Genomic DNA, 24518 nt, shown 5'->3' with positions numbered 1-24518 from the left:
GTGGCGGTATCAGCGAACGAATAACGTCTGGATCAACTTCTGGATGGATTTACCGTAGGGCGGGTAGATCAACTTGGCGGCGTTCAGGCGCTGTTTCACCAGCACACCCTTGGCCTTGCTGAAGGTCAGGAAACCTTCGTGGCCGTGGTAATGGCCCATGCCCGAAGGGCCGATGCCGCCGAATGGCATGTCGTCCTGGGCCACGTGCAGCAGCGTGTCGTTCAGGCAGACGCCGCCGGAATGGGTTTCGTGAAGGACGCGGCTCTGCTCGCCCTTGTTGTAGCCGAAGTAGTACAGCGCCAGTGGGCGAGGGCGCTGGTTGATGTAGGCAAACGCCTGGTCGATACCGCGATAGGGCACGATCGGCAGCACGGGGCCGAAGATTTCATCTTGCATCACCGTCATGTCGTCGCTGACATTCAGCAACAGGCTGTGGGCCATGCGCCGTGCCTGGCCTTGGTCGTACAGCGCAATCAGGGTGGCGCCTTTGTCGGTGGCGTCCTTGACGTAACTGTTGAGTCGCGCCAGTTGTCGCTCGTTGATGATGGCGGTGTAGTCCGGGTTGTCCGCCAGTGTCGGATAAAACCCGCGAACCGCTTTGCTGTAGGCCTCGATAAACCCATCGACGCGGTCTTCCGGCACCAGCACGTAGTCCGGCGCCACGCAGGTTTGTCCGGCATTCAAGGCTTTGCCGAAGGCAATGCGCTCGGCGGCGTCCTTGAGCGGCACATCGTCCGAGACGATGGCGGGCGACTTACCGCCCAGTTCCAGGGTGACCGGCGTGAGATGTTCGGCCGCCGCGCGCATCACATGCTTGCCGATGCTGGTGGCGCCGGTGAACAGCAGGTGATCGAAGCGCAGCCTGGAAAACGCCATGCCCACTTCGGCCTCGCCCAGCACCACGCACACCAGGTCTTCGGGGAAAATCTTCGCCAGCAGCGTTTTGAGCAGCTCACCGGTGGCCGGGGTGGATTCGCTGAGCTTGAGCATCACCCGGTTGCCTGCCGCCAACGCGCCGACCAGCGGCCCAATGGCCAGGTACAGCGGATAGTTCCACGGCACAATCACGCCAACCACGCCCAGCGGCTGATAAATGACTTTGGCTGACGCGGGTTGGAAGGCAATGCCTACAGAGCGGCGGGACGGTTTCATCCAGCCCTTGAGGTGTTTGCTGGCGTAGTGAATGCCGTGCAGGCTGGGCATCAATTCGGCGAACAGGGTTTCATCCGCGCTGCGGTGGCTGAAGTCCTGGCTGATGGCGTTGATCAGCGCCTGGCGCTCGTTGCTGAGCAGGTCACGCAGGGCCTTGAGCCATTGCTGACGCTGCCCGGCCGGTGGCATCGGGTTGGCCGCATAGGCGCGACGTTGTGCGTCGAACAGGGTCTGGAGTTGATCCAGCGCCTGGGAATCTTGCAGGTAGGCAACGTTGGCAGACATGGCGCGGCACCGATTGTTATTGGTCTGCCTGGATTTTTAGAGTCATTGCTCTAAATTGTCAAATAACATTGCAGCAACATGCAGATTTATCCTGGCAAGGATAGGCCGTAAGATGCTCTATCCCGTGTATAGAAGCTGATTCCCCTATGGCACCACGAGTAAAGACCAGCGAACGCATTGTGCAAACCAGCCTGGAGCTTTTTAACCAGCAGGGCGAGCGCAGTGTCAGCACCAACCATATCGCCGCCCATATGGAAATTTCCCCGGGCAACCTGTACTACCACTTCCCCAACAAGCAGGCGATTATCGCCGTGCTGTTCCGTGAATACGAAGCGCTGGTGGACAGTTTCCTACGCCCGCCCCAGGGGCGCGGTATGGTCGTGGAAGACAAGCGCTTTTACTTGCAGGCCGTACTGGCCGGTATGTGGCGCTACCGTTTTTTACATCGCGATCTTGAACACTTGCTGGAAAGCGACCCTGAACTGGCCACCGGCTACAGGCGGTTTTCCCAACGTTGCCTGACCCAGGGGGGCGCCATTTACCGAGGGTTTGTCGATGCCGGCATCCTCAATATGAACCCCGTGCAAACCGAAGCCCTGACCCTCAATGCCTGGATTATCCTCACCTCCTGGGTGCGGTTTTTGTGCACTACCAATGAAAACTCCGCGCACCTGAGTGCCGAAGCCATCAAGCGCGGGGTGTACCAGGTGTTGGTGTTGGAGGCGGGTTTTGTCACGCCCCAGGCCAAAGAGGCGGTGGATGCACTGTTCAAAGAGTTTTACGTGCCGTTGAACCAGGCACTGGAAGAAGTGAAGTAGCGCTTTCCCACATGCATTCGTAGGAGTTCGTCATGCCGCTTGCCCAACTGATCAGCCCCCAGCAATTGGCCGAACGCCGCGAGTGCGGTGCCTTGGTGATTCTTGATTGCCGCTTTGCCCTGGAAGATCCGGATTACGGTCATTGCAGCTACGCCGAAGGGCATATCGAAGGCGCGCATTATGCCGACCTGGATCGCCATCTCAGCGGGCCGGTGACCAAGGGCGTGACCGGCCGTCACCCTCTGCCGGACGCGAACACATTCGCCGAGCAACTACGGGCCTGGGGTATCAGCGCCGACACCGATGTGGTGCTGTACGACGACGGCCCCGGCGCTTATGCCGCCCGCGCGTGGTGGCTGCTGGCCTGGCTGGGCAAGCGCGATGGCGTGTTTATTCTGGACGGTGGCCTCAAGGCCTGGCACAGCGCTGGTTTCCCATTGAGCCTGGACGCGCCGGTAATCGCGACGGGAAGCTTTGTCGGCAAGCCGGACAATCACCTGCTGCTGGACGCCGAGCACCTGCAAAAACGCCTGGGCCAGCCGGGCCTGACTTTGATCGACGCGCGCGCACCCGCGCGTTTTCGCGGCGAAGTGGAGCCCATCGATCCGATTGCCGGGCATATCCCCGGTGCGCAATGCGCGGCGTTCAACGAAAACCTCGGCAGTGATGGCCGCTTTCTGCCGGCCGAGCACCTCAAGCAGCGCTTTGCCGCGCAATTGCAGGGGCGCTCGCCAGAGGACCTGGTGGCGTATTGCGGTTCCGGGGTGACGGCCTGCCATAACCTGTTTGCCCTGAGCCTGGCGGGATACCCGTTGGGCAAGTTATATGCGGGGTCGTGGAGTGAGTGGATTACTGATCCGGCGCGGGCAATTGCTACGGGCGACTGAGTTTTCAGCCGTGTAAACCCAATCCAAATGTGGGAGGGCAAGCCCCTTCCACATGTTTAACCGTGTTGTGCCCTAAGCCATTGGGGAATGCGCCGCTCAAGGTAGTAGCCGGGGCGTTTCAGTGAGCCATCGACGAAGCCCACGTGCCCACCTTTGGCCGTCAGTTCAAACTCGGTGCACGCCGACAGTTCGCTGGCTTGCGGCAGGCTGTGCGCAAACACGAACGGATCATCCGCCGCCTGGATAATCAGCGTCGGCGTACGGATGGCGCCCAGGTAATAGCGGCTCGACGCCTGGCGGTAATAGTCCTCGGCACTCAAAAAGCCGTGCAGCGGCGCGGTCACCCGGCCATCGAAATCCCAGAACGTGCGCATCTTCTCCAGTGAGCCCAGGGCGCCCAGGGTTTTCAGGCCTTCTTCCCGGCCATCCTGTAGAAACTGGTGCTGCTTGACGCGGATATACGCCAGCATCTCGCGCATGAAGTGCTTCTGATACACCCGCGAAAAGCCCAGCCCGATGCGGTCTGCGCACTGGTCCAGGCGAAACGGTACCGACACCGCCGCAGCGCCTTGCAGCCCGGACGTTTCGCCGGTTTCGCCCAAATGCTTGAGCAGCACATTACCGCCCAGGGAATAACCCACGGCATACAACGGTGCCAACGGCCGCTTGGCGCGCAGATGGGCAATCGTTGCCGCCAAGTCTTCGCTGGCACCCGAGTGATAGCTGCGGGCCAATAGGTTCGGCTCGCCGGAGCAGCCACGCCAGTTCAGCGCCACGCTGGCCCAGCCTTGAGCACCGAGGACTTTTTGCAGGCCGGCCACGTAGGGCGAGTTGGATGAACCGGTCAACCCATGCAGCACCAGCACCAACGGCGCTTGCACGTCATGGGGGCCATGCCAGTCGAGGTCGAGAAAGTCGCCATCGTCCAGCCACAGGCGTTCGCGTTGACGCTCGATAGGGGTGGAGGGACGCCACAGCGGCCCCCACAGGGTTTGCAGGTGGGGGTTGCCGAGGCCGAAGGCGGGTTTGAAGTGGTCAGACGGGTTCATGAACATCTCTTTGTGGCGGGCGAGCAAGCTCGCCACGACAGCCGGCTTGCCTGACAGCCCGCTCGCTGGCCTTTATTCGGCACTCTCGACCAAACGATGCCACAGCGCGTAATACACCCGCCCGGACTTCTGCTCCCGATGCAGGCGCCACGCACCCGGCAAGCCCAGGCTGGACGGCGCGGTCTCGCTTTCGGTGTAGACCCACGCATCCGGCGCCAGCCATTGGCGCTCTTCCAGCAGCGTGCACACGGTAGGCAACAGGTTCTGGTTGAACGGTGGGTCGAGGAACACCACGTCGTATTCGCTGGCCGCCTGGGTTTCCAGGTAGCGCAGCGCGTCGGCGGTTTGCACCTGGCCGTTGGTGCAACGCAAGGTGCCCAGGTGTTCCTTGAGGCTGGACACCGCCACATTGCTCGCATCCAGCGCCTGGGCCTGCGCCGCACCACGGGACAGCGCTTCCAGGAACAGCGCGCCACTGCCGGCAAACGGGTCCAGCACCTTGGCGCCCGCGATATATGGTGCGAGCCAGTTGAACAGGGTTTCACGCACGCGATCCGGCGTGGGGCGCAAGCCCACGACGTCAGGGAAGCTCAGCTTGCGGCTGCCCCATTCACCGCCAATGATGCGCAGTTGGCCCACACCGTTGTGTACGTTGTGGACAGGTTTTTTCGGGCGAGATGAACTGGCCATTAATGCTCCGGAACCCCGAGCGGCTGCTCGGCGGGTTTGTCAGTGGGGGGCGGTAGTGGCTTTTGCGCAATCGTCGGGCCGGCGGTCACGATGACCATCTTGTCGGCGCTCAAGTGTTTGTTCAAGGCAGCCTTGACCTGCTCTACGGTCAGGGCCTGGGATTGTTTCATGAAATCTTCCAGATAGCTCAGCGGCAGGTTGTAGAAACCCATGACGCCCAACTGGCCGACGATATCGGCGTTGCTCGCGGTCGACAGCGGGAAACTGCCGGCCAGCTCGCGCTTGGCGTCATCCAGTTCTTTCTGCGTCGGGCCGGTCTTGAGGTAATCGGCCAGCACCTCCTCGACCAGGCGCAGGGTGCCGCCACTCATTTCGGCGCGGGTTTGCAGGTTGATCATGAACGGGCCGCGCACCTGCATCGGCGAGAAACTTGAGTACACGCCGTAGGTCAGGCCGCGCTTCTCGCGCACCTCGCTCATCAAGCGGGTGCCAAAGCCACCGCCGCCAAGGATCTGGTTGCCCAGGGACAAGGCTGCGTAGTCCGGGTCGGCGCGGTCGATGCCCAACTGGGCGAACAGTAGGTGGGTCTGCTTGGACGGGAATTCGATACGGCTCAGGCCTGCCTTGGGTTCGGTCGGCTGGGCGATTTTCGCCAGGGCCGGGCCTTTGGGCAGCGACGCGGAGACCTTGGCCGTCATGGCCTCGGCTTCGGCGCGGGTCAGGTCGCCCACCACTGCAATCACCGCATTGCCGGCGGCGTACGCCTTGGCATGGAACGCGTGCAGCTGCGCCTGGGTAATCTTCGGCACGCTTTCAGGCGTGCCTTCGCTCGGGTGCGCGTAAGGATGGTCGCCATACAAGCGCTTGAACAGCTCCAGGCTCGCCAGTTTGCCGGGGTTTTGCTTTTGGTATTCGAAGCCGGCGAGGATCTGGTTTTTGATGCGCGCCAGGGAGTCGGCGGGGAAGGTCGGCTGGCCGAGCACCTGGTCAAACAGCGCCAGGGCGGCTTCGCGCTTGTCGCTCGCGCTTAGGCTGCGCAGGGACACCAGCGCCATATCGCGGTAAGCGCCATTGCCGAAGTCGGCACCCAGGCCCTCGAAGCCACTGGCGATCTGGCTGACATCCTTGCCCGGCACGCCTTCGTTGAGCATGGCGTTGGTCATCAATGCCAGGCCCGGCACATCGCCGTCCTGGCTGCTGCCAGCGGCGAACAGGATGCGCACGTCGAACATCGGCAGCTCATGGGCTTCGACGAACAGCACCTTGGCGCCTTCGGCGGTGGTCCAGGTTTGCACGTCGAGCTTGCGGTTGGTCGGCGCCTTGCCGTCCAGCTCTGCCAGCGATTGCAGTTTTTCGGCTGATTGCGCCTTGTCCAGGGCCTGGCTGGCGACCGACTCGCTGGGGCGCAGGAGATACACGGCGCTGGCGGCGATCAATGTAACGGCGATCAGGCCGGGCAGGATCAGGCGGCTGCTTTTGCGATCACTCATGAGCGGTCTCCTCAGGCAGAACATGGGCGACGCTCAGACGTTCGCGGGTGAAATAGGTGCGTGCGGCCTTCTGGATATCTTCCGGGGTCACGCTTTGCAGGTCGGCCAACTCAGAATCCATCAGCTTCCAGGACAGGCCAACGGTTTCCAGGGAGCCGATGGCCGTGGCCTGGCTGGTGATCGAATCGCGCTGGTACACCAGGCCGGCAATGACCTGGGCGCGGATACGCTCCAGTTCTTCGGCGGTCGGCGGCTTGGCCTTCAACTCTTCCAGCAGGCGCCACAGGCCGGCTTCGGCTTGGGCGACGGTTTTTTTCTTTTGTTGATTGGGGGTGGCCGTCAGCATGAACACCGTGTCGCCACGGGTGTAGGCGTCGTAGTTGGTGGAAGCGGCGGAGACCAACTCTTCACCGCGTTCCAGCTGTTCGGAGATGCGCGCGCTGTAGCCGCCGTCCAACAGGGCTGAAATCAGGCGCAGGGCCTGCACCGAGCGCTTGTCTTCGGCAGTGGCCAGGCCGGGCACGTTGAAACCCAGGATCACACTGGGCAGTTGGGTCTGCACATGCAGGGTCAGCAGGCGTTCGCCGGGTTCGGCCAGCTCCATCGGGATCTTGGCCGGAGGAACGTCACGCTTGGGGATCGGGCCGAAGTAGCGCTGGGCCAGGCTTTTTACTTCGTCCGGGGTCACGTCGCCGACCACCACCAGGGTGGCGTTGTTCGGCACATACCAGGACTGATACCAGTGGCGCAGCTCTTCGACTTTCATGCGGTCCAGGTCGGCCATCCAGCCGATGGTCGGCGTGTGGTAACCGCTGGCCGGGAAAGCCATGGCCTTGAAGCGCTCAAAGGCCTTGGACATCGGGTTATCGTCGGTGCGCAGGCGGCGCTCTTCTTTAATAACCTCGATTTCGCGGCTGAACTCGTCGGCCGGCAGGCGCAGGCTGGCCATGCGGTCGGCTTCGAGTTCAAAGGCCACGCCCAGGCGATCACGGGCCAATACCTGGTAGTAGGCGGTGTAGTCGTCGCTGGTGAACGCGTTTTCTTCAGCGCCCAGGTCACGCAGGATCAGCGAAGCTTCGCCGGGGCCGACTTTGGCGCTGCCCTTGAACATCATGTGCTCCAGGGCGTGGGACAAGCCGGTCTGGCCCGGGGTTTCGTAGCTCGAACCGACTTTGTACCAAACCTGGGAAACCACCACCGGGGCGCGATGATCTTCGCGGACGACGACCTTGAGGCCGTTGTCCAGCGTGAATTCATGGGTGGGTTGTGGGTCGGCGGCCAAAGCTGAAAGGGGCAGACAAACTGTGCTGAGCAGCAGGCCTGCGGCGCGGCGGGCTAGAGCATTCATTCGTTTTTAAACCTGTTGGGCTGCCCGCTTGGTCTTAGCGTCGGCGGGCGAGGAGGTGCTAGGATACTGGTCCGACTTAAGGACGGCCACTGCGGCTGTCTTGTTAAGGCTCTATTTAGGCCTTACAAAATGTTGCGCATGAACGAGCTGGCTAAAAAACAGTCTGTTACGCATCGTATTTTATTTACCGACGCGCCCCTTGGCGCGTCGCTACCTTGAGATAGCCGTCTCCATGTTTGGTTCCAACGACGACAAGAAGACCCCAGCTGCGGCTGGCGAGAAGAAAGGCCTGTTCGGATGGCTGCGCAAAAAGCCGCAGGAAACCGTCGTCGAACAGCCGCAGGTTCAAGCTGAACCGACCCCTGAACCCGTAATCGATGCCGAACCGGTTGCCGAAGCGCCGGCGCCGGTGGTGTTGCCGATGGCTGAGCCGGTGTTGCAGCCGGTCGCCGAGGCCGCACCGGAGCCCGAGCATACGCCATGGCCGCAGTTGCCGGTGGCCGAAGAGCCGGTCGCTCTGGTTGAGGATGTGCAGGCCGAGCACGTGGTGCCGCCGATTCCAACGGTGATTGAACCGGAGCCGGTAGAACACGTCGTGGTTCAAGCGCCGCCGGTCGTTGAAGTCCCCGCGCCTCTGGTTGCCGCACCTGCTGTCGTCGAGCCTGCGCCCGTCGCGACATCAACCGAAACCGGCAAGACCGGCTTCTTCGCCCGCCTCAAGCAAGGCCTGAGCAAAACCAGCGCCAGCATTGGCGAAGGCATGGCCAGCCTGTTCCTGGGCAAAAAGACCATCGATGACGAACTGCTGGAAGACATCGAAACCCGTCTGCTCACCGCCGACGTGGGTGTAGAAGCCACCGCCGTGATCATCCAGAGCCTCACGCAGAAGGTTGCGCGCAAGCAGTTGACCGATGCCGACGCACTGTACAAATCCTTGCAGGCCGAGCTGGCTGCGATGCTCAAGCCTGTTGAAGCACCGCTGGTGATCACCCCGAAAAAACCGTTTGTGATCCTGGTGGTGGGCGTCAACGGCGCCGGCAAGACCACCACCATCGGCAAATTGGCCAAGAAGCTGCAACTGGAAGGCAAGAAAGTCATGCTGGCCGCCGGCGACACCTTCCGCGCCGCTGCCGTCGAGCAGTTGCAAGTGTGGGGTGAGCGCAACAAGATCCCGGTGATCGCCCAGCACACCGGTGCCGACTCCGCTTCGGTGATCTTCGATGCCGTGCAAGCCGCCAAGGCGCGCAACATCGACGTGCTGATCGCCGACACCGCCGGGCGCCTGCACACCAAAGACAACCTGATGGAAGAGCTGAAGAAAGTGCGCCGCGTGATCGGCAAGCTTGACGCCGACGCGCCCCACGAAGTGCTGCTGGTGCTCGACGCCGGCACCGGCCAGAACGCCATCAGCCAGGCCAAGCAATTCAACCAGACGGTGCAACTGACCGGCCTGGCGTTGACCAAGCTCGACGGCACGGCCAAAGGCGGCGTGATCTTTGCCCTGGCCAAACAGTTCGGGTTGCCGATTCGTTATATCGGCGTCGGTGAAGGCATCGACGACCTGCGCACCTTTGAAGCCGAACCCTTTGTACAGGCACTGTTTGCCGAGCGGGAGCGTTCATGATTCGATTCGAACAGGTCGGTAAACGCTATGCCAACGGGCATGTGGGCTTGCATGAGCTGAGCTTTCGAGTGCGTCGCGGCGAGTTCTTGTTTGTGACCGGCCATTCCGGCGCCGGCAAAAGTACCCTGTTACGCCTGCTGCTGGCCATGGAACGCCCCACCACTGGCAAACTGCTGCTGGCAGGCCAAGACCTGGCCACCATCAGCAATGCGCAGATTCCGTTCCTGCGCCGTCAGATCGGCGTGGTGTTCCAGAACCACCAGCTGCTGTTCGATCGCACCGTCTTCAACAACGTTGCGTTGCCGTTGCAGATCCTGGGGTTGTCCAAGGCCGAAATCATCAAGCGCGTGGATTCGGCCCTGGAGCGCGTGGCGCTGTCGGACAAGACCGACCTCTACCCTGGCGATCTGTCCACGGGCCAGCAACAGCGCGTCGGCATTGCCCGCGCCATTGTCCACCGCCCGGCCTTGCTGCTGGCCGACGAGCCCACCGGTAACCTCGACCCGCGCCTGGCGGCCGAGATCATGGGGGTGTTCGAAGACATCAACCGCCTGGGCACCAGCGTACTCATCGCCAGTCACGACCTGGCGCTGATCGCACGTATGCGCCACCGCATGCTGACCCTGCAACGCGGTCGCCTGATCGGTGACGGGGAGGCCGGCGTATGAGTGCCACACGCAGCCCTAAAGTATCCGAACGCGTGGCGCCCAAGCCGGCCGACCCGCAACCGAAAAAGAAAAAACACGACGACGATGACGGCCCGGACTTCAGCACCCTGCTGCGCGCCTGGATCGAAAGCCATCGCGCCAGCCTGATCGACAGCCTGCGCCGCCTGGGCAAACAGCCAATCGGTAGCTTTTTCACCTGCCTGGTGATGGCTGTGGCCTTGAGCCTGCCGATGGGCTTGTCGCTGTTGCTCAATAATGTGGAACGCCTGGGCGGCTCCTGGCAACGTGCGGCGCAGATTTCGCTGTACCTGAACCTGGACGCCAGCACGCAGCAGGGCGAAGCGTTGCGCGACGACATCAAGAACATGCCCGGCGTGGCGGATGCCGAGTACGTCAGCCGCGATCAGGCGCTTGAAGAGTTCCAGCAACAGTCCGGCCTGGGCGAGGCGCTCAAGGAGCTGCCGCAGAACCCGCTGCCGGGCGTGGTGCTGGTGACGCCGAATGAAGTCGACAAACCGGCCCTGGAAGCCCTGCGACAAAAACTCGCAGAGCTGCCCAAGGTGCAACAGGCGCAACTTGATCTAGTCTGGGTAGAGCGCCTGGCCGCGATCCTCAAGCTGGGTGACCGTTTTGTGTTCGGCCTGACGGTGTTGTTGGTGTCTGCATTACTTTTGGTGATAGGTAATACCATTCGTCTTCATATTGAAAACCGTCGCACCGAGATAGAAGTGATTAAACTGGTCGGCGGCACGGACAGCTATGTGCGTCGGCCTTTTCTGTACATGGGCGCGCTATATGGCTTCGGTGCTGGGATTTTGTCCTGGGGAGTGCTGGCATTTGGCCTGAACTGGCTGAATGACGCGGTTGTCGGGCTTGCTGGCTTGTACGGCAGCGATTTTGCCCTGGCCGGCGTGCCGGTGGCCGATGGTCTGAGTCTCTTGCTTGGCGCGGTCTTGTTGGGGTATATCGGTGCGTGGATCGCGGTGGCGCGGCATTTACGCGAGCTGGCGCCGAAGTAGTTAATGTCAGATTAATGTGGTTTCGTTTGTATTGGCCGTATCAGCGGTTTAGGGAACTTGTCCTACGGTTCCCAGGTCAATTTTCGCAGTGCTGAACTGCACGAGTTATGTGAGTCGGAGGTTTTTTCGTATGACCACTTCTTTGCAACCTGCTTATGCCTTGGTCCCGGGTGCGAACCTTGAGGCCTATGTGCACACGGTCAACAGCATTCCCTTGCTGACGCCCGAGCAGGAGCGTGAACTGGCCGAGAGTCTCTACTATGAGCAGGATTTGGGGGCGGCTCGGCAGATGGTGCTCGCCCACCTGCGTTTTGTCGTACATATCGCCCGTAGCTACAGCGGCTACGGCCTGGCCCAGGCTGACCTGATCCAGGAAGGCAACGTTGGCCTGATGAAGGCGGTAAAGCGCTTCAACCCTGAAATGGGTGTGCGCCTGGTGTCGTTCGCCGTGCACTGGATCAAGGCGGAAATCCACGAGTTCATCCTGCGCAACTGGCGCATTGTGAAAGTCGCGACCACCAAGGCCCAGCGCAAATTGTTCTTCAACCTGCGCAGCCAGAAGAAACGCCTGGCGTGGCTGAACAACGAGGAAGTCCATCGCGTGGCTGAAAGCCTCGGTGTGGAGCCCCGCGAAGTGCGCGAGATGGAAAGCCGCCTGACCGGCCATGACATGGCCTTCGACCCGGCTGCCGAAGCGGACGACGACAGCGCCTTCCAATCGCCGGCCAACTACCTGGAAGACCACCGGTACGACCCGGCGCGTCAACTGGAAGACGCCGACTGGAGCGACAACTCCAACCACAACCTGCACGAAGCCCTGGAAGTGCTGGACGATCGCAGCCGTGACATCCTCTACCAGCGCTGGCTGGCGGAAGAAAAAGCCACGCTGCACGACCTGGCCCAGAAGTACAACGTGTCGGCCGAGCGGATTCGTCAGCTTGAGAAAAGCGCGATGAACAAGTTGAAACTGTCGATCGCCGCTTAACGGGCGACACGATCAAACGGTGGGAGGAGGCTTGCTCCCGATAGCAGAGTGTCAGTCCACATCCACGTGGCTGACCTACTGCAATCGGGAGCAAGCCCCCTCCCACATTTGTTTTGTGTCGTGTCAGTCGGACCAGGGTGCTTTGCGAGCGTTGTTCAGTTCCGCGAGATAGCCGTCCCCACCTAACTGGCTCATCTGCTGGCGAATCCACGCCGCGCGCCGTGCCACGTACGCCGTTGGATGGCTGGCGCTCCACACCCGCGGATTAGGCAATACCGCCGCCAGGTAACTGGCTTGCTGCCGCGACAGCCCCTTGGCACTCACCCCAAAATGGTGCCGCGCCGCCGCTTCGGCACCAAACACCCCTTCATCCCATTCCACGCTGTTGAGGTACACCTCAAGAATCCGCTGCTTGGGCCACAACACCTCGATCAGTCCGGTGAACCACGCCTCCAGGCCTTTGCGCAAATAACTGCGACCGGCCCATAGGAACAGGTTTTTCGACACCTGTTGGCTCAACGTACTGGCGCCGCGAATCGATCCGCCACGCTCGTTGTGCAGGATCGCCGCCTGGATCGCGCCGAAATCGAAGCCCCAGTGCTGCGGGAAGCGCTGGTCTTCACCGGCCATCACCGCGACTTTGAGGTCATCGGAAATCTCGTCCCACGGCACCCAGGTGCGTTGCAGGTCGATAGGCTCACCGTCGAACCAGGATTCGACCTTGCGTTCCACCATCAGCGCAGTGAACGGTGGCGGGACGACACGCAACAGCAGCACCAGCAAGACACTGCCAATGGCAAACCATTTCATGACGTTGAGACAGCGTTTGAAGAGGAGACGCAGCATAGAGATGGCTTGGCCGAACCCGTTGAGCGGGCCATTATACAGACCCTGCCCGATGAGTCTGACTGGAGTTCCTCATGCTGCGTAGCTTTCTGATGCTGGCTGCCTTTTTCGGCTTCACCGGTGTGGCCCTCGGCGCCTTCGCCGCCCACGGCCTGAAAAACCGCCTGAGCGCCGAATACCTGGCAATCTTCCACACCGGCGTGACGTACCAACTGGTGCACACCCTGGCCCTGTTCGGCGTTGCGTTGCTGGCGGCGCACCTGCCGGGCCGCCTGGTGACCTGGGCGGGCATCGCGTTCGTGGTCGGCATCCTGCTGTTCTCCGGCAGCCTGTACGTGCTGACCCTGACCGGCATCAGCAAACTCGGCATCATCACGCCGTTCGGCGGTCTGGCCTTCCTGCTCGGCTGGTTGCTGTTGGGGCTGGCCGCTTGGCGCTTGCAGCTGTGACCGCTTGACGCTTGGAGCTGACCTTCATGCCCCAATCGGGCTAGAATGCTGGCCCCTAAAAACGATGGCGGCCCGTGGCATGCGCATTCAGTTGAACGGCGAACCCTTTGAACTGCCCGACGGTGAAACCGTTGCGGCCCTGCTGATCCGCCTGGACCTGACCGGGCGTCGCGTCGCAGTGGAGCTCAACCTGGATATCGTCCCGCGTAGCCAGCACGCCGAGACCGCGCTGAAAGAAAACGATCAGGTCGAAGTGGTCCATGCCATTGGCGGCGGCTAGTCGCCTCCCCGGATTCTGCAGAACCTCACCCCATTACGAGGATTTCCCATGAGCATCGTTCGTAGCGACAAGCCTTTCGTCCTGGCCGGTCGTACCTACCAGTCCCGTTTGCTGGTCGGCACCGGCAAGTACCGCGACATGGAAGAGACCCGCCTGGCCATCGAAGCCTCGGGCGCCGAAATCGTCACCTTCGCCGTGCGTCGCACCAACCTCGGCCAGATCGAGGGCGAGCCGAACCTGCTCGAAGTGCTGTCACCGGACCGCTACACCTTTTTGCCGAACACCGCCGGTTGCTACGACGCCATCGAAGCCGTGCGCACCTGCCGCCTGGCCCGCGAGCTGCTCGACGGTCATAACCTGGTGAAGCTGGAAGTGCTGGCCGACCAGAAAACCCTGTTTCCCAACGTGATCGAAACCCTCAAGGCCGCCGAGACCCTGGTCAAGGAAGGCTTTGACGTGATGGTCTATACCAGCGATGACCCCATCATTGCACGTCAACTGGCCGAAATCGGCTGCATCGCAGTGATGCCGCTGGCCGGTCTGATCGGCTCCGGCCTGGGTATCTGCAACCCTTACAACCTGCAAATCATCCTCGAAGAAGCCAAGATCCCGGTGCTGGTGGATGCGGGCGTGGGCACTGCCTCCGACGCGACCATCGCCATGGAACTGGGCTGCGACGCGGTGCTGATGAACTCGGCCATCGCTCATGCCCAGCAACCGATCATGATGGCGCAAGCCATGAACCACGCCATCGTCGCGGGCCGCCTGGCCTACCTCGCCGGGCGCATGCCGAAAAAACTCTACGCCAGCGCCTCTTCGCCGCTGGATGGTCTGATCAAGTAAGAGCCATTGATGACTGAATCAAACGAAACGCCGAACACCCTGGAAGCAGGCGACGAGTCCAAGCACCGTCGCATCAAGAGCTTTGTGATGCGCGCCGGTCGCATGACCGAAGGCCAGCAAAAAGGCCTGGAGCAAGGCACGCCGCTGTTCGTATTGCCGCTTGCCGACGCGCCGGTGGATTACGACCAGGTGTTCGGCCGTTCGGCCCCGCGTTCCCTGGAAATCGGCTTCGGCATGGGCCATTCCCTGCTGGAAATGGCCGCCGCCGCGCCGGACCAGGACTTCATCGGCGTGGAAGTACACCGTCCGGGTGTCGGTGCTTTGCTCAACGGCGTGCTGACCCAGGGCCTGACCAACCTACGGGTTTACGACTGCGACGCGATCGAAGTGCTCAACCGCTGCATCGCCGACAACAGCCTCGATCGTCTGATGCTGTTCTTCCCCGACCCTTGGCACAAAGCCCGTCATCACAAGCGCCGCATCGTCCAGGCGTCCTTCGCCGAACTGGTGCGCAGCAAGCTGAAAGTGGGCGGCATTCTGCACATGGCCACCGACTGGGAGCCGTATGCCGAATACATGCTGGAAGTGATGAACGTCGCCCCTGGCTACCGCAACCTGGCAGAGGACGGCAAATGCGTGCCGCGCCCGGCTGAGCGTCCAATCACCAAGTTCGAGCGTCGCGGTGAGCGATTGGGGCATGGGGTTTGGGATTTGAAGTTCGAGAAGTTGGCTTAACTCGCCACTGACTTGTAATGCAAGCAAATGTGGGAGGGGGCAAGCCCCCTCCCACATTTGTTATGTGTTGGGTTTGAGATCAGCGGCGGTCAGCCACTACCCCAATCAACACCAGCACCACCACCAGCACCGGCGCCAGGCTGTAGTTGTTGAACTGGCTCAACCCTCGCACAATCCACGGCGTGGCGTAGATCAGCGCGGCACCGCTGCCGATCATGCATAGCAGGGCCATCAGCGGCACGCGCAGGGCGCCGGCGATGCTGCCCAGGCGCGCTTCGACCCAGCCCTTGATGTCGGCGCCGAACAGCACCAGCAAGCAGCCGACGAGGGCCAGGGAGATTTCCGACAGGTTGCTACGGCTCCAGCGGGATACGGTGGCGAGCAGGTCGAGTACCAAATCCATTCGATTTCCTTAAGAGCGTCAGCTCAAAAACTTCTGCAGCAGGTCATTGAGAAAGAGTTGCCCGCGGTCGGTAGCCGCCAGGCGTGACGGTTCGACCTGCATTAAGCCACTTTGTTCTGCCTCGCGACGCGCCTCGTCAAGGCTGGCCAGGTCGAGGCCGGTACGTTCGGCATAAAGCCTGGCGTCGACGCCGTCGGTGAGGCGCAGCGCGTTCATCAGGAACTCGAAGGGCAGCTCGTCGTTGGTCAGTTCCTTCGCACCGGCCTGGAAGCTTTTGGCCGGGTTGAGGTAGTCCTTTGGTGCGCGGGTTTTCCAGGTGCGCACGATACGCCCGTCCGGATGGCTGAGCTTGCCATGGGCGCCGGCGCCGATGCCGATAAAGTCGCCGAAGCTCCAGTAATTCAGGTTGTGCCGTGCCGGGCGGCCCGGTTGGGCGTAGGCCGACACTTCGTATTGGGCGTAACCGTGCTCGGCCAGCAGTGCCTGGCCAGCTTCCTGAATGTCCCACAGGGTGTCGTCTTCCGGCAGCGCGGGCGGCTGGTTCCAGAACACGGTGTTGGGTTCCAGGGTCAACTGGTACCACGACAAATGTGTGGGCTTGAGTGCGATGGCCTGGCGCAGGTCGCTCAGGGCGTCGTCGAGGGACTGGTCGGGCAAGCCGTGCATCAGGTCCAGGTTGAAGTTATCGAACCCGGCCTGGCGCGCCATGCCGGCGGCGCGAACGGCCTCATCGCCGTTGTGGATGCGGCCCAGCGCCTCGAGTTTTGCCTGTTGGAAGCTCTGGATGCCGATGGACAGGCGATTGATCCCCAGTTTGCGATACGCCACGAACTTTTCTTGTTCGAAGGTGCCGGGGTTGGCTTCCAGGGTAATTTCGATATCGCCGGCAAACGGGATGCGCGCTTCCACGCCCTCGAGCAGGCGGCCCAGTGCCGCTGCGCTGAACAGGCTGGGCGTGCCGCCACCAAAGAAGATCGAGCTCAGCTCCCGCCCGTAAACGGCGTGCAGGTCCTGGTCCAGGTCAGCCAGCAAGGCGTCTACGTACTCTTCTTCCGGAAGCACTGCGCTTGCGGTATGGGAGTTGAAGTCGCAATAGGGGCATTTGCGCACGCACCACGGGATGTGGATATACAGCGCCAGGGGCGGCAGTACCGGCAAGGCCGCCCGAGGTGGTTGCGCGCCGCCATGGATCAGCGCCAGCGCCGGAGTGTCGTGGGTCATTTCAGGCCCAGGCGTTGGCGCAGCAGATCCATTGCACGGGCGCGGTGGCTGATCTGGTTCTTGTCGGCCGGGCTCAGTTCGGCGCTGGAGACATTGCGCTCCGGCACCCAGAACAGCGGGTCATAGCCAAAACCATGCTCGCCACTGGCCGCATGCAGGATGCGCCCGTGCCACAAGCCTTCGCAAAGGATCGGCAGTGGGTCGTCCGCATGGCGCACCAAGGCCAGCACACAGACGAACTGCGCGCCGCGCATCACGTCCGGCACGTCCTTGAGAGCGTCGAGCAGCTTGGCGTTGTTGGCGGCATCGCCTTTGCCGTCGGCGTAACGGGCCGAGTAGATGCCAGGGGCGCCGCCGAGGAAGTCCACGGCCAGGCCAGAGTCATCCGCCAACGCCGGCAGGCCGGAAATGCGCGCGGCATTGCGGGCCTTGAGGATGGCGTTCTCGACAAACGACAGGCCGGTCTCTTCGGGCTCCACCTGGCTGAACTCGCCAATTGAGCGCAGTTGCACGGACTCGCCGAGCATGGCCTGCAGTTCTTTGAGTTTGCCGGCGTTGTGGCTGGCCAGTACGAGTTGTGTGAGCGTCATCAGTTGGCCGGGAACAGTTCTTGGTTGAATTGGAAACCGTGGGCTTTGCCACCGGTTTCGACGTTGATGGTGAACGTCTTGTATTCGCGCTGCGTCACGGAGTAGGGCGCCAGGTAGCTGATCCCGCCTTTCTCTTCGATTTGCTTGAACGTCAGGATCTCGCTTTTACCACCCAAGTCCTTGATGGTCCCGGTCACCTGCGCGGCGACTGGGGTCACGCCCTTGATCACGGTCACATTGATCAAGCCCTTTTCCTTGCTGCGCACCACGCCGATTTTCTGGGCAGTCTCTGGCGGCAGGAAGCTTGAGGTAAAGGTGTTGTAGTGAACCGTGATGTCACCGAAGTCTTTCTTGCGATTCGCGTCGATAGTGTCCGCAGCCATGGCGTTGGCGCCCAGGCACGCAGTCAGTAGAAAAATAGCCAGACGACTCATGAGCGTCCCTCTTGAAATGATTAGACGGCAATCTTGTGGTCGGTCAGGCCAGGGCTGCTGACCCGGTAGATACCGATTTCGCCCAACAGGTTGGGCCATAGCTTACTCGCCCAGCCGTGGCGATGCTGTTGATCGACGGCCAGGCGGTTGATCACCTTGGCTTCACGCTCGCCACATAGCGCTTCGAAGTCTTCAAAGGTGCAGAAGTGGATGTTCGGCGTGTTGTACCAGGTGTAGGGCAGGAAATCCGATACCGGCATGCGGCCCTTGGTGGCCAGGTACCAGCGGCAGCGCCAGTGCCCGAAATTGGGGAAGGTGATGATGCACTGGCGGCCTACGCGCAGCATTTCGTCGAGGATCCGGTCCGGGTAATGCACCGCTTGCAGGGCCTGGGTCATCACCACGATGTCGAAGCTGTTGCTGGCAAAGTTGCCGAGGCCCTTGTCCAGGTCCTGCTCAATGACGTTGATGCCCTTGGCCACGCACTGGGCGATGTTGTCCGGATCGTTTTCCAGGCCGTAGCCGGTGACTTGCTTGTGGTCGCGCAGCCAGCTCAGCAGTTCGCCATCGCCGCAGCCCAGGTCGAGCACGCGGCTGCCGGCGGGGATCCAGTCTTGGATGATGTCCAGGTCGGCTCTCATGGCGTTCTCACAAGCGAAATACGGTTCATGTAGTTACTGAACGCCTGCAGGTAGCGTGGGATCGGAATCAGGAAGGCGTCGTGGCCTTGCGGTGCGTCGATCTCCAGGTAGCAGACGTCTTTCTTGGCGGCCATCAGGGCATCCACCAGCTCACGCGAGCGCGCCGGTGAGAAGCGCCAGTCGGTGGTGAATGACATCACGCAGAACTTGGCTGTGGCGTGCTCGAAGGTTTTCGCCAGGTCATCGTCGTGATTGGCCGCCGGGTCGAAATAGTCCAGGGCCTTGGTCATCAGCAGGTAGGTATTGGCGTCGAAACGCCCGGAAAACTCCTCGCCCTGATAGCGCAGGTAGCTTTCCACCTGGAATTCGACGCTGTGGAAGTCGTAGTTGAGCTTCTCGCTCTTGAGGCCACGGCCGAATTTCTCGCCCATGGAATCGTCGGACAGGTAAGTGATATGCCCGACCATCCGCGCCAGCATCAAGCCGCGCTTGGGGATCACACCCGCTTCCTGGAACGAGCCGCCGTGGAACTCGGGGTCGGTAAGGATTGCCTGGCGCGCCACTTCGTTGAAGGCGATGTTCTGTGCCGACAACTTGGGGGCCGAGGCGATGGCCAGGCAATGGCGCACGCGATCCGGGTAAGTGATGGTCCATTGCAATGCCTGCATGCCGCCCAGGCTGCCGCCGATCACCGCCGCCCACTGGTTGATGCCGAGCAGGTCGGCCAGGCGCGCCTGGCTGTGCACCCAGTCTTCCACGGTGAGCACGGGGAAGTCGGCGCCGAATGGCTTGCCGGTTTCCGGGTTGAGGCTGCTGGGGCCGGTGGAACCGTTGCAACCGCCGAGGTTGTTCAGGCTGACCACAAAGAACTTGGTGGTATCGATGGGCTTGCCGGGGCCGATGCAGCTGTCCCACCAGCCGGGCTTGCGCTCGTCGGCAGAGTGGAAACCGGCGGCGTGGTGATGGCCGGACAGGGCGTGGCAGATCAGCACGGCGTTGCTCGCCGTGGCATTCAATTGGCCGTAGGTTTCATAGATCAGGTCGTAGGCTGGCAGCGAGCGACCGCAGGCCAAGGCCAGGGGTTCGCTGAAGTGCGCCACTTGCGGCACGACCAGTCCAACAGAATCGGGGGGGAAGGCAGCTGGCATCGACCCTGCTCTCGTTTAAATGAGGCGTAAGTCTAAAGAGCGGGAACCCCAGCGGCAAGCAAAGGCCCGCACGGAGCAAAATGTGGGAGCGCGGTGCGCGACTTGCTCCCACATTTGTTCCGCGTGTCAGATCAAGCCAAACAGCTCTTTAGGCATGAACGCATAGAATGCCAGGCGCGGAATCACCCAGCTCTGGATCAGTTGGATCGCGATAAACGCGAAGATCGGCGAGATATCCAGGCCGCCCAGGTTGGGGATCAGGCGACGGAACGGCGCCAGCACCGGCTCGGTGATCTGGTACACCAGTTCTGCCCCAGGGCTGCGGCTGCCGGGTGCGACCCAGGAGAGGATCACGCTGATGATCATCGACCAGAAGATGATCTTCAAAAACAGCGAGAAGATACCGATCAGCGCCCACGGCAACAGCAGCACCGTGAAGGCCTGGTAGCCATTTAGCATCAAGACCACCACAAACAGCAGGATCTGCAGCAGCAGTGCCAGCACCAGCGACGACATGTCCAGGCCGAACATGCTCGGCACTATGCGGCGCAGTGGCTTGAGCAGCGGCTGGGTGGCTTTCACCACGAACTGGCACAGCGGGTTGTAGAAGTTCGCCCGCACCAGTTGCAGGATAAAACGCATCAGCACGATCAGCAGGTACAGGCTGCCCAAGGTCTGGATGATGAAGATCAGGGCGTCATTGAGTCCAAGCATCATGTATTCCTTCGTAGGGAGACGACTATTTGCCCAGCTGCTCGGCCATTTCGGCCGAACGATGCGCCGCGGCACCCAGTGCTTTTTCTACCAGGGCTTCAAAGCCCCCGGCCTGGAACGATTCGATCGCAGCTTGCGTGGTGCCGCCCGGTGACGTTACGCGACGGCGCAACTCGGCCGCGTCCACATCGCTTGTGACGGCCATCTTCGCCGCGCCCAGGGCGGTTTGCTCGGCCAGTTGCTCGGCAACTTCCTTGGAGAGCCCCAGCTTCACGCCGGCGGCGGTCATGGCCTCGATCAGCAGGAAGAAATAGGCCGGGCCGCTGCCGGACACGGCGGTGACCGCGTCCAGTTGCTGCTCCTGTTCCAGCCACAGGGCAATGCCCACGGCGGACAGCAACTCCTGGGCCTGCTCACGCTGTTCGGCGCTCACTTGGGCGGTGGCGTACAGGCCGCTTACACCCTGGCGCAGCAGCGCCGGGGTATTGGGCATGCAGCGCACGATCGGCTGGGCGCCGAGCCAATTGTTCATGCTGGCGCAGGTGATGCCGGCGGCAATGGACACCACCAGTTGGTGCGGCTGCAGGCTCGGGCGCAGGCTCTCGCACACGGCCTTCATGGCCTGCGGCTTGACCGCCAGCACGATCACGTCGACGCCCTGGATGGCCTCGGCATTGTCGGCGAAGGTGTTGATGCCATGTTCGGTGCTGATGCGGGCGCGGGTCTCTTCACCCGGATCGCTGGCGCGGATCTGCGTGGAGTCCAGGCCCTTGGCCCGCAGGCCGCCGATCAGGCTGGCCGCCATGTTTCCGGCGCCGATAAAGGCAATACGCGTGTTGCTCATGACAGGTCCTTACTCAGAGGGAAGTCAGCCATTTCATGGCTGGCCGTAGTCGCGGGCACCAAACAGGGCGGTACCGATCCGCACCCAGGTGGCACCCTGGGCGATAGCCGACTCAAGGTCGTGGCTCATGCCCATGGAAAGTGTGTCGAGCGGCAGGTTCAAACGGGCTTGCAGGTCGCACACGGTGGCGAACGCCGCATCTTGCTCGGCCCGATCTTCTGTCGGCTCGGGAATCGCCATCAAACCGCGCAGCTTCAAGTGCGGCAGGGCGCTGATCGCGTTGGCCAGGGCCGGCAGGTCGGCGGGCGTGCAGCCGGACTTGCTGGCTTCGCCACTCACGTTGACCTGAATGCAAATGTTCAGCGGCGGCAGCTCGGCCGGGCGTTGTTCGGACAGGCGTTGGGCAATTTTGAGGCGGTCCACGGAATGCACCCAGTCGAAGTTCTCGGCGATGGCGCGAGTCTTATTCGATTGAATGGGGCCGATGAAGTGCCAACTCAAGGGCAGGTCGGTCAATTCGGCCTGTTTACCCAAGGCTTCCTGCAGATAGTTCTCGCCAAAGTCGCGCAGCCCGGCGGCATAGGCTTCGCGCACAGCTGGCGCGGGTTTGGTCTTGCTCACGGCCAGCAGGTGGATGCTGTTTGCGTCACGTTGCACGGCCTCGGCCGCGGCGCGGATGCGCCCGCTAACCTGGCCGATATTGTCTGCTATCGTCGACATTCAAGATGCGCCCGTGGATATGGAGTCCGCGGCATTCTACTGGAAATGGAAAGCCCTATGGATATCACTGAATTGCTTACGGTTGGGGTGCGCCGGGGCGCCTCCGACCTGCATCTGTCGGCTGGCCTGGTGCCCATGCTGAGAATCGATGGCGAGGTTTGGCCCCTGGATTGGCCGGTGCTTTCATCCCGGCAAGTTGCGGACTTGTTAAGCCCTTTGCTCAACGAGCACCAACAAAACGATTTCGAAACATCTCTTGAAACGGATTTTTCCTTCGAGCTGCCCGGCGTGGCGCGGTTCCGGGCAAACGTGTTCCAGCAGGATCGCGGCATGGGCGCAGTGTTTCGCGCCATCCCGGCCGAGGTCCAGAGTTTGGAGAACCTGGGCTTGGGCGATGTATTCCAGCGTATCGCCCGGTTGCCGCGCGGCCTGGTACTGGTGACCGGGCCTACCGGCTCCGGCAAGTCCACCACCCTGGCGGCGATGATCGATCATCTCAACCAGCACCGGCGCCAGCACATCCTCACGTTGGAAGACCCCATCGAATTTATCCACAGGCCGAAAACCGCGCTGATCAATCAACGCCAGGTACACCGTGATACGCACAGCTTTGCGGCAGCGCTGCGCTCGGCACTGCGCGAAGACCCGGATGTGATCCTGGTGGGCGAGTTGCGCGACCTGGAAACCATTCGCCTGGCGTTGACGGCGGCAGAGACCGGGCACTTGGTGTTCGGCACCTTGCACACCACCTCGGCGGCAAAGACCGTAGACCGCCTGGTGGATGTGTTCCCAGCAGGTGAAAAAGCCATGGTGCGTTCGATGCTGTCGGAGTCGCTGCAAGCCGTGGTGTCCCAGGTACTGGTGAAGAGGCTCGGCGGCGGGCGCGTGGCGGCCCATGAAATCATGCTGGGCACACCAGCCATTCGTAACCTGATCCGCGAGGACAAGGTGGCGCAGATGGTCTCGGCGATCCAGACGGGCGGGGCGCTGGGGATGAAAACGCTGGATATGAGTTTGAAGGCGCTGGTCACGGAGGGAGTGATCAGCCGTGAAGAGGCGCGAGAGAAAGCGCGGGTGCCTGGGGATATCTGAGGGTTTGTGAACGACAAAAATCAAATGTGGGAGGGGCGGTGCGACGATTCGACTTGCTCCCGATAGCGGTGGATCAGTCAGCTTATTTGTAGCTGACTCACTGCCATCGGGAGCAAACCCCCCACATTTACGGCGTTTCAGCTTTGGATCAGCGCTGCACTACCCGCAAGCTGTTCTGCTCTTTGGGCAGAACCCGCTTGGCAATCACGTAGTTCTTGTCCCAGAACGGTTTTTTCAGGGTGTCGATGCTTACCGACTTGCCACGACGCGGTGCGTGAATGAAGCGGTCGTTGCCCAGGTAGATGGCAACGTGGTTCACCTGGCGGCTCTTGAGTTTGAAGAACAATAGGTCGCCGGGTTTCAGATCCTTGCGGTCAACCTTCTGCCCGTGGCCAGCGGCCATGGCATTGGAGGTGCGTGGCAAGTCCACGGCGGCGACGTCGTTAAACGCATATTTCACCAGGCCGCTGCAGTCGAACCCTTTACTTGGGCTGCTGCCGCCCCAACGATAAGGCGTACCGAGCACATTTACAGCGCGGCTGAGGACGTTGCTGCTTTGCTTGGTGTTGACTGCCATCAGGCCTGGGGCTGTTTTACCGTGGGCCTTGCTCAGTTGAGTCGGGCGGCTGACGGTCGGCTTTACCGATTTGGCAGTGCTTGGGGTGCTGTGGACTTTAGGGGTAAAACCGTTAACGTTCGGAAGTCGTTGCTCACGATTGGTGGCGTGGGCGGCCAGTGGCATTAATAGGCAAATGGTTAGCCATGTCTTGAAAAATGGTCGCATTAGGCGTGGCTCTTATGGGTTTGCGCGCAACTTTATAACAGCTTTTTGTGTCGTTCTCAGGCCGTTTGTCGACTGAACCTTGGGGTCAAAACCCGGAAAAACGCGACGATTCGCCGCAATTGTCCTACACAAGTCAGGTGGCATAAGGCTTTCAGGGCAGTGAAGATACCATTTGCCGTACGTCGGGCGCGCGTAAAAAAGTCACAAAGAAAGTGAAAAAATTTATCTATCGAAGCAAAAGAGGTACGCCATGAACACCTATCAACAGGTTGGTCCGCAGCAAGACACCCACAGTAAGGTGATCGGTTACCTATTGTGGATTTTCGGTTTTACCGGGGCGCACCGCTTTTATTACGGTAAACCCGTTACCGGTACGATCTGGTTTTTCACCCTTGGCTTGTTGGGTATTGGCTGGTTGATCGACCTGTTCCTGATCCCGGCCATGGACCGTGAAGCCGACCTGCGTTTTACCGCCGGGCCCATCGAATACAACGTGGCCTGGATCCTGTTGGCGTTTCTTGGGGTGTTCGGTGTGCATCGCATGTACCAGGGCAAATGGATCTCTGGCCTGATCTACCTGCTGACCGGCGGCTTGTTCCTGGTGGGGGTGCTGTATGACTTCTGGACGCTGAATACGCAGATCTCGATTCGCAATGCCGAGCGCAATGGCGGACGTTGACTCCAGAAGCCTACACATAACCAACTGTGGGAGGGGGCTTGCTCCCGATTGCGGTGCATCAGTAAACAATTAAGTGACTG

At 61.4% G+C, this 24518-nt stretch carries 28 protein-coding genes; 12 read left to right on the top strand and 16 right to left on the bottom strand.

Annotated elements, in window-relative coordinates:
* Positions 1-9: 9 nt before the first annotated feature.
* A complete protein-coding gene (locus KSS96_RS27075; protein ID WP_217855524.1) occupies positions 10-1437 on the bottom strand; it encodes a coniferyl aldehyde dehydrogenase in 1428 nt (475 codons plus the stop codon).
* Positions 1438-1583: 146 nt separating this feature from the next.
* On the opposite strand from KSS96_RS27075, the gene KSS96_RS27070 reads away from it, so the two are divergent.
* Both KSS96_RS27070 and KSS96_RS27065 read left to right on the top strand, forming a co-directional pair.
* On the top strand, positions 1584-2255 hold the full coding sequence (locus KSS96_RS27070; protein ID WP_017530949.1) for a TetR/AcrR family transcriptional regulator: 672 nt from the start codon (positions 1584-1586) through the stop codon (positions 2253-2255).
* A 32-nt stretch (positions 2256-2287) separates the two neighbouring features.
* Positions 2288-3142, top strand: a complete 855-nt coding sequence (locus KSS96_RS27065) for a sulfurtransferase (RefSeq protein ID WP_217855522.1) — start codon at positions 2288-2290, stop codon at positions 3140-3142.
* A 56-nt stretch (positions 3143-3198) separates the two neighbouring features.
* On the opposite strand, the gene KSS96_RS27060 is transcribed toward KSS96_RS27065, so the two are convergent.
* The 4 genes from KSS96_RS27060 to KSS96_RS27045 form a co-directional block, all read right to left on the bottom strand.
* Complete coding sequence (locus tag KSS96_RS27060; protein ID WP_065879312.1) at positions 3199-4191, bottom strand: hydrolase; 993 nt, start codon at positions 4189-4191, stop codon at positions 3199-3201.
* Positions 4192-4263: 72 nt separating this feature from the next.
* Complete coding sequence (gene rsmD / locus KSS96_RS27055) at positions 4264-4881, bottom strand: 16S rRNA (guanine(966)-N(2))-methyltransferase RsmD (RefSeq protein ID WP_017530952.1); 618 nt, start codon at positions 4879-4881, stop codon at positions 4264-4266.
* The gene (locus KSS96_RS27050) at positions 4881-6371 is read right to left on the bottom strand and encodes a M16 family metallopeptidase (protein WP_017530953.1); all 1491 of its coding nucleotides are present in this window, start codon (positions 6369-6371) and stop codon (positions 4881-4883) included. Before KSS96_RS27050 ends, rsmD begins: the two co-directional genes overlap by 1 nt.
* The gene (locus tag KSS96_RS27045; protein ID WP_217855520.1) at positions 6364-7719 is read right to left on the bottom strand and encodes a M16 family metallopeptidase; all 1356 of its coding nucleotides are present in this window, start codon (positions 7717-7719) and stop codon (positions 6364-6366) included. Before KSS96_RS27045 ends, KSS96_RS27050 begins: the two co-directional genes overlap by 8 nt.
* Positions 7720-7951: 232 nt before the next feature.
* Between KSS96_RS27045 and ftsY the strand changes: the two genes are divergently transcribed.
* The 4 genes from ftsY (at position 7952) to rpoH (ending at position 12015) form a co-directional block, all read left to right on the top strand.
* Entirely contained in the window at positions 7952-9343 is a 1392-nt protein-coding gene (ftsY, locus tag KSS96_RS27040) for a signal recognition particle-docking protein FtsY (protein ID WP_068938096.1), read from the top strand.
* The gene (gene ftsE / locus KSS96_RS27035) at positions 9340-10011 is read left to right on the top strand and encodes a cell division ATP-binding protein FtsE (RefSeq protein ID WP_003176700.1); all 672 of its coding nucleotides are present in this window, start codon (positions 9340-9342) and stop codon (positions 10009-10011) included. The genes ftsY and ftsE overlap by 4 nt, the downstream gene beginning before the upstream one ends.
* Positions 10008-11030: a permease-like cell division protein FtsX gene (gene ftsX / locus KSS96_RS27030; RefSeq protein WP_017530956.1), complete on the top strand. Its 1023-nt coding sequence runs from the start codon at positions 10008-10010 to the stop codon at positions 11028-11030. The genes ftsE and ftsX overlap by 4 nt, the downstream gene beginning before the upstream one ends.
* Positions 11031-11160: 130 nt before the next feature.
* Complete coding sequence (gene rpoH, locus KSS96_RS27025) at positions 11161-12015, top strand: RNA polymerase sigma factor RpoH (protein ID WP_003176698.1); 855 nt, start codon at positions 11161-11163, stop codon at positions 12013-12015.
* Between the two features lie 123 nt (positions 12016-12138).
* On the opposite strand, the gene mtgA is transcribed toward rpoH, so the two are convergent.
* On the bottom strand, positions 12139-12861 hold the full coding sequence (gene mtgA / locus KSS96_RS27020) for a monofunctional biosynthetic peptidoglycan transglycosylase (protein WP_017530957.1): 723 nt from the start codon (positions 12859-12861) through the stop codon (positions 12139-12141).
* A 74-nt stretch (positions 12862-12935) separates the two neighbouring features.
* Here mtgA and KSS96_RS27015 point away from each other — a divergent pair, with 74 nt between their 5' ends.
* From KSS96_RS27015 to trmB, 4 genes are all read left to right on the top strand, one after another.
* Positions 12936-13310, top strand: coding sequence for a DUF423 domain-containing protein (locus KSS96_RS27015; protein ID WP_017530958.1), 375 nt, complete (start codon positions 12936-12938; stop codon positions 13308-13310).
* Between the two features lie 79 nt (positions 13311-13389).
* Positions 13390-13590 (top strand): sulfur carrier protein ThiS, encoded by a 201-nt coding sequence (thiS, locus tag KSS96_RS27010; protein WP_217855518.1) that lies wholly within the window; start codon positions 13390-13392, stop codon positions 13588-13590.
* Between the two features lie 48 nt (positions 13591-13638).
* The gene (locus KSS96_RS27005; RefSeq protein WP_017530960.1) at positions 13639-14433 is read left to right on the top strand and encodes a thiazole synthase; all 795 of its coding nucleotides are present in this window, start codon (positions 13639-13641) and stop codon (positions 14431-14433) included.
* A 9-nt stretch (positions 14434-14442) separates the two neighbouring features.
* The gene (gene trmB / locus KSS96_RS27000; protein ID WP_058426548.1) at positions 14443-15168 is read left to right on the top strand and encodes a tRNA (guanosine(46)-N7)-methyltransferase TrmB; all 726 of its coding nucleotides are present in this window, start codon (positions 14443-14445) and stop codon (positions 15166-15168) included.
* A gap of 79 nt (positions 15169-15247) precedes the next feature.
* On the opposite strand, the gene KSS96_RS26995 is transcribed toward trmB, so the two are convergent.
* The 9 genes from KSS96_RS26995 to KSS96_RS26955 all read right to left on the bottom strand — a co-directional run bounded on the left by KSS96_RS26995 (position 15248) and on the right by KSS96_RS26955 (position 21883).
* Positions 15248-15571, bottom strand: a complete 324-nt coding sequence (locus KSS96_RS26995) for a DUF3392 domain-containing protein (protein ID WP_003176691.1) — start codon at positions 15569-15571, stop codon at positions 15248-15250.
* An 18-nt stretch (positions 15572-15589) separates the two neighbouring features.
* Positions 15590-16792, bottom strand: coding sequence for a radical SAM family heme chaperone HemW (gene hemW, locus KSS96_RS26990; protein ID WP_017530961.1), 1203 nt, complete (start codon positions 16790-16792; stop codon positions 15590-15592).
* Positions 16789-17385, bottom strand: coding sequence for an RdgB/HAM1 family non-canonical purine NTP pyrophosphatase (gene rdgB, locus KSS96_RS26985; RefSeq protein ID WP_026067507.1), 597 nt, complete (start codon positions 17383-17385; stop codon positions 16789-16791). Before rdgB ends, hemW begins: the two co-directional genes overlap by 4 nt.
* The gene (locus KSS96_RS26980) at positions 17382-17816 is read right to left on the bottom strand and encodes a DUF4426 domain-containing protein (RefSeq protein WP_017530963.1); all 435 of its coding nucleotides are present in this window, start codon (positions 17814-17816) and stop codon (positions 17382-17384) included. The genes rdgB and KSS96_RS26980 overlap by 4 nt, the downstream gene beginning before the upstream one ends.
* Positions 17817-17836: 20 nt before the next feature.
* Positions 17837-18457: a methionine biosynthesis protein MetW gene (gene metW, locus KSS96_RS26975; protein WP_003234603.1), complete on the bottom strand. Its 621-nt coding sequence runs from the start codon at positions 18455-18457 to the stop codon at positions 17837-17839.
* A complete protein-coding gene (gene metX, locus KSS96_RS26970; RefSeq protein ID WP_017530964.1) occupies positions 18454-19605 on the bottom strand; it encodes a homoserine O-succinyltransferase MetX in 1152 nt (383 codons plus the stop codon). The genes metW and metX overlap by 4 nt, the downstream gene beginning before the upstream one ends.
* A gap of 126 nt (positions 19606-19731) precedes the next feature.
* Positions 19732-20319 (bottom strand): YggT family protein, encoded by a 588-nt coding sequence (locus KSS96_RS26965; protein ID WP_065879314.1) that lies wholly within the window; start codon positions 20317-20319, stop codon positions 19732-19734.
* A gap of 25 nt (positions 20320-20344) precedes the next feature.
* Positions 20345-21163, bottom strand: a complete 819-nt coding sequence (gene proC, locus KSS96_RS26960; RefSeq protein ID WP_065879315.1) for a pyrroline-5-carboxylate reductase — start codon at positions 21161-21163, stop codon at positions 20345-20347.
* A 33-nt stretch (positions 21164-21196) separates the two neighbouring features.
* Positions 21197-21883: a YggS family pyridoxal phosphate-dependent enzyme gene (locus tag KSS96_RS26955; RefSeq protein ID WP_217855516.1), complete on the bottom strand. Its 687-nt coding sequence runs from the start codon at positions 21881-21883 to the stop codon at positions 21197-21199.
* 57 nt (positions 21884-21940) lie between these two features.
* On the opposite strand from KSS96_RS26955, the gene KSS96_RS26950 reads away from it, so the two are divergent.
* Positions 21941-22975, top strand: a complete 1035-nt coding sequence (locus tag KSS96_RS26950) for a type IV pilus twitching motility protein PilT (protein WP_017530968.1) — start codon at positions 21941-21943, stop codon at positions 22973-22975.
* Between the two features lie 148 nt (positions 22976-23123).
* Here KSS96_RS26950 and KSS96_RS26945 read toward each other — a convergent pair whose 3' ends face one another.
* Positions 23124-23759, bottom strand: coding sequence for a C40 family peptidase (locus KSS96_RS26945; protein ID WP_017530969.1), 636 nt, complete (start codon positions 23757-23759; stop codon positions 23124-23126).
* A 250-nt stretch (positions 23760-24009) separates the two neighbouring features.
* On the opposite strand from KSS96_RS26945, the gene KSS96_RS26940 reads away from it, so the two are divergent.
* On the top strand, positions 24010-24438 hold the full coding sequence (locus tag KSS96_RS26940) for an NINE protein (RefSeq protein ID WP_017530970.1): 429 nt from the start codon (positions 24010-24012) through the stop codon (positions 24436-24438).
* Positions 24439-24518: the final 80 nt, after the last annotated feature.

Origin of the sequence: Pseudomonas asgharzadehiana (genome assembly GCF_019139815.1) — a bacterium.
In the GTDB taxonomy this organism is placed as follows: Bacteria; Pseudomonadota; Gammaproteobacteria; order Pseudomonadales; family Pseudomonadaceae; genus Aquipseudomonas; species Aquipseudomonas asgharzadehiana.
Note: the sequence above shows the minus strand (reverse complement) of the source record. Positions and strands in the feature narration are given on the sequence as shown.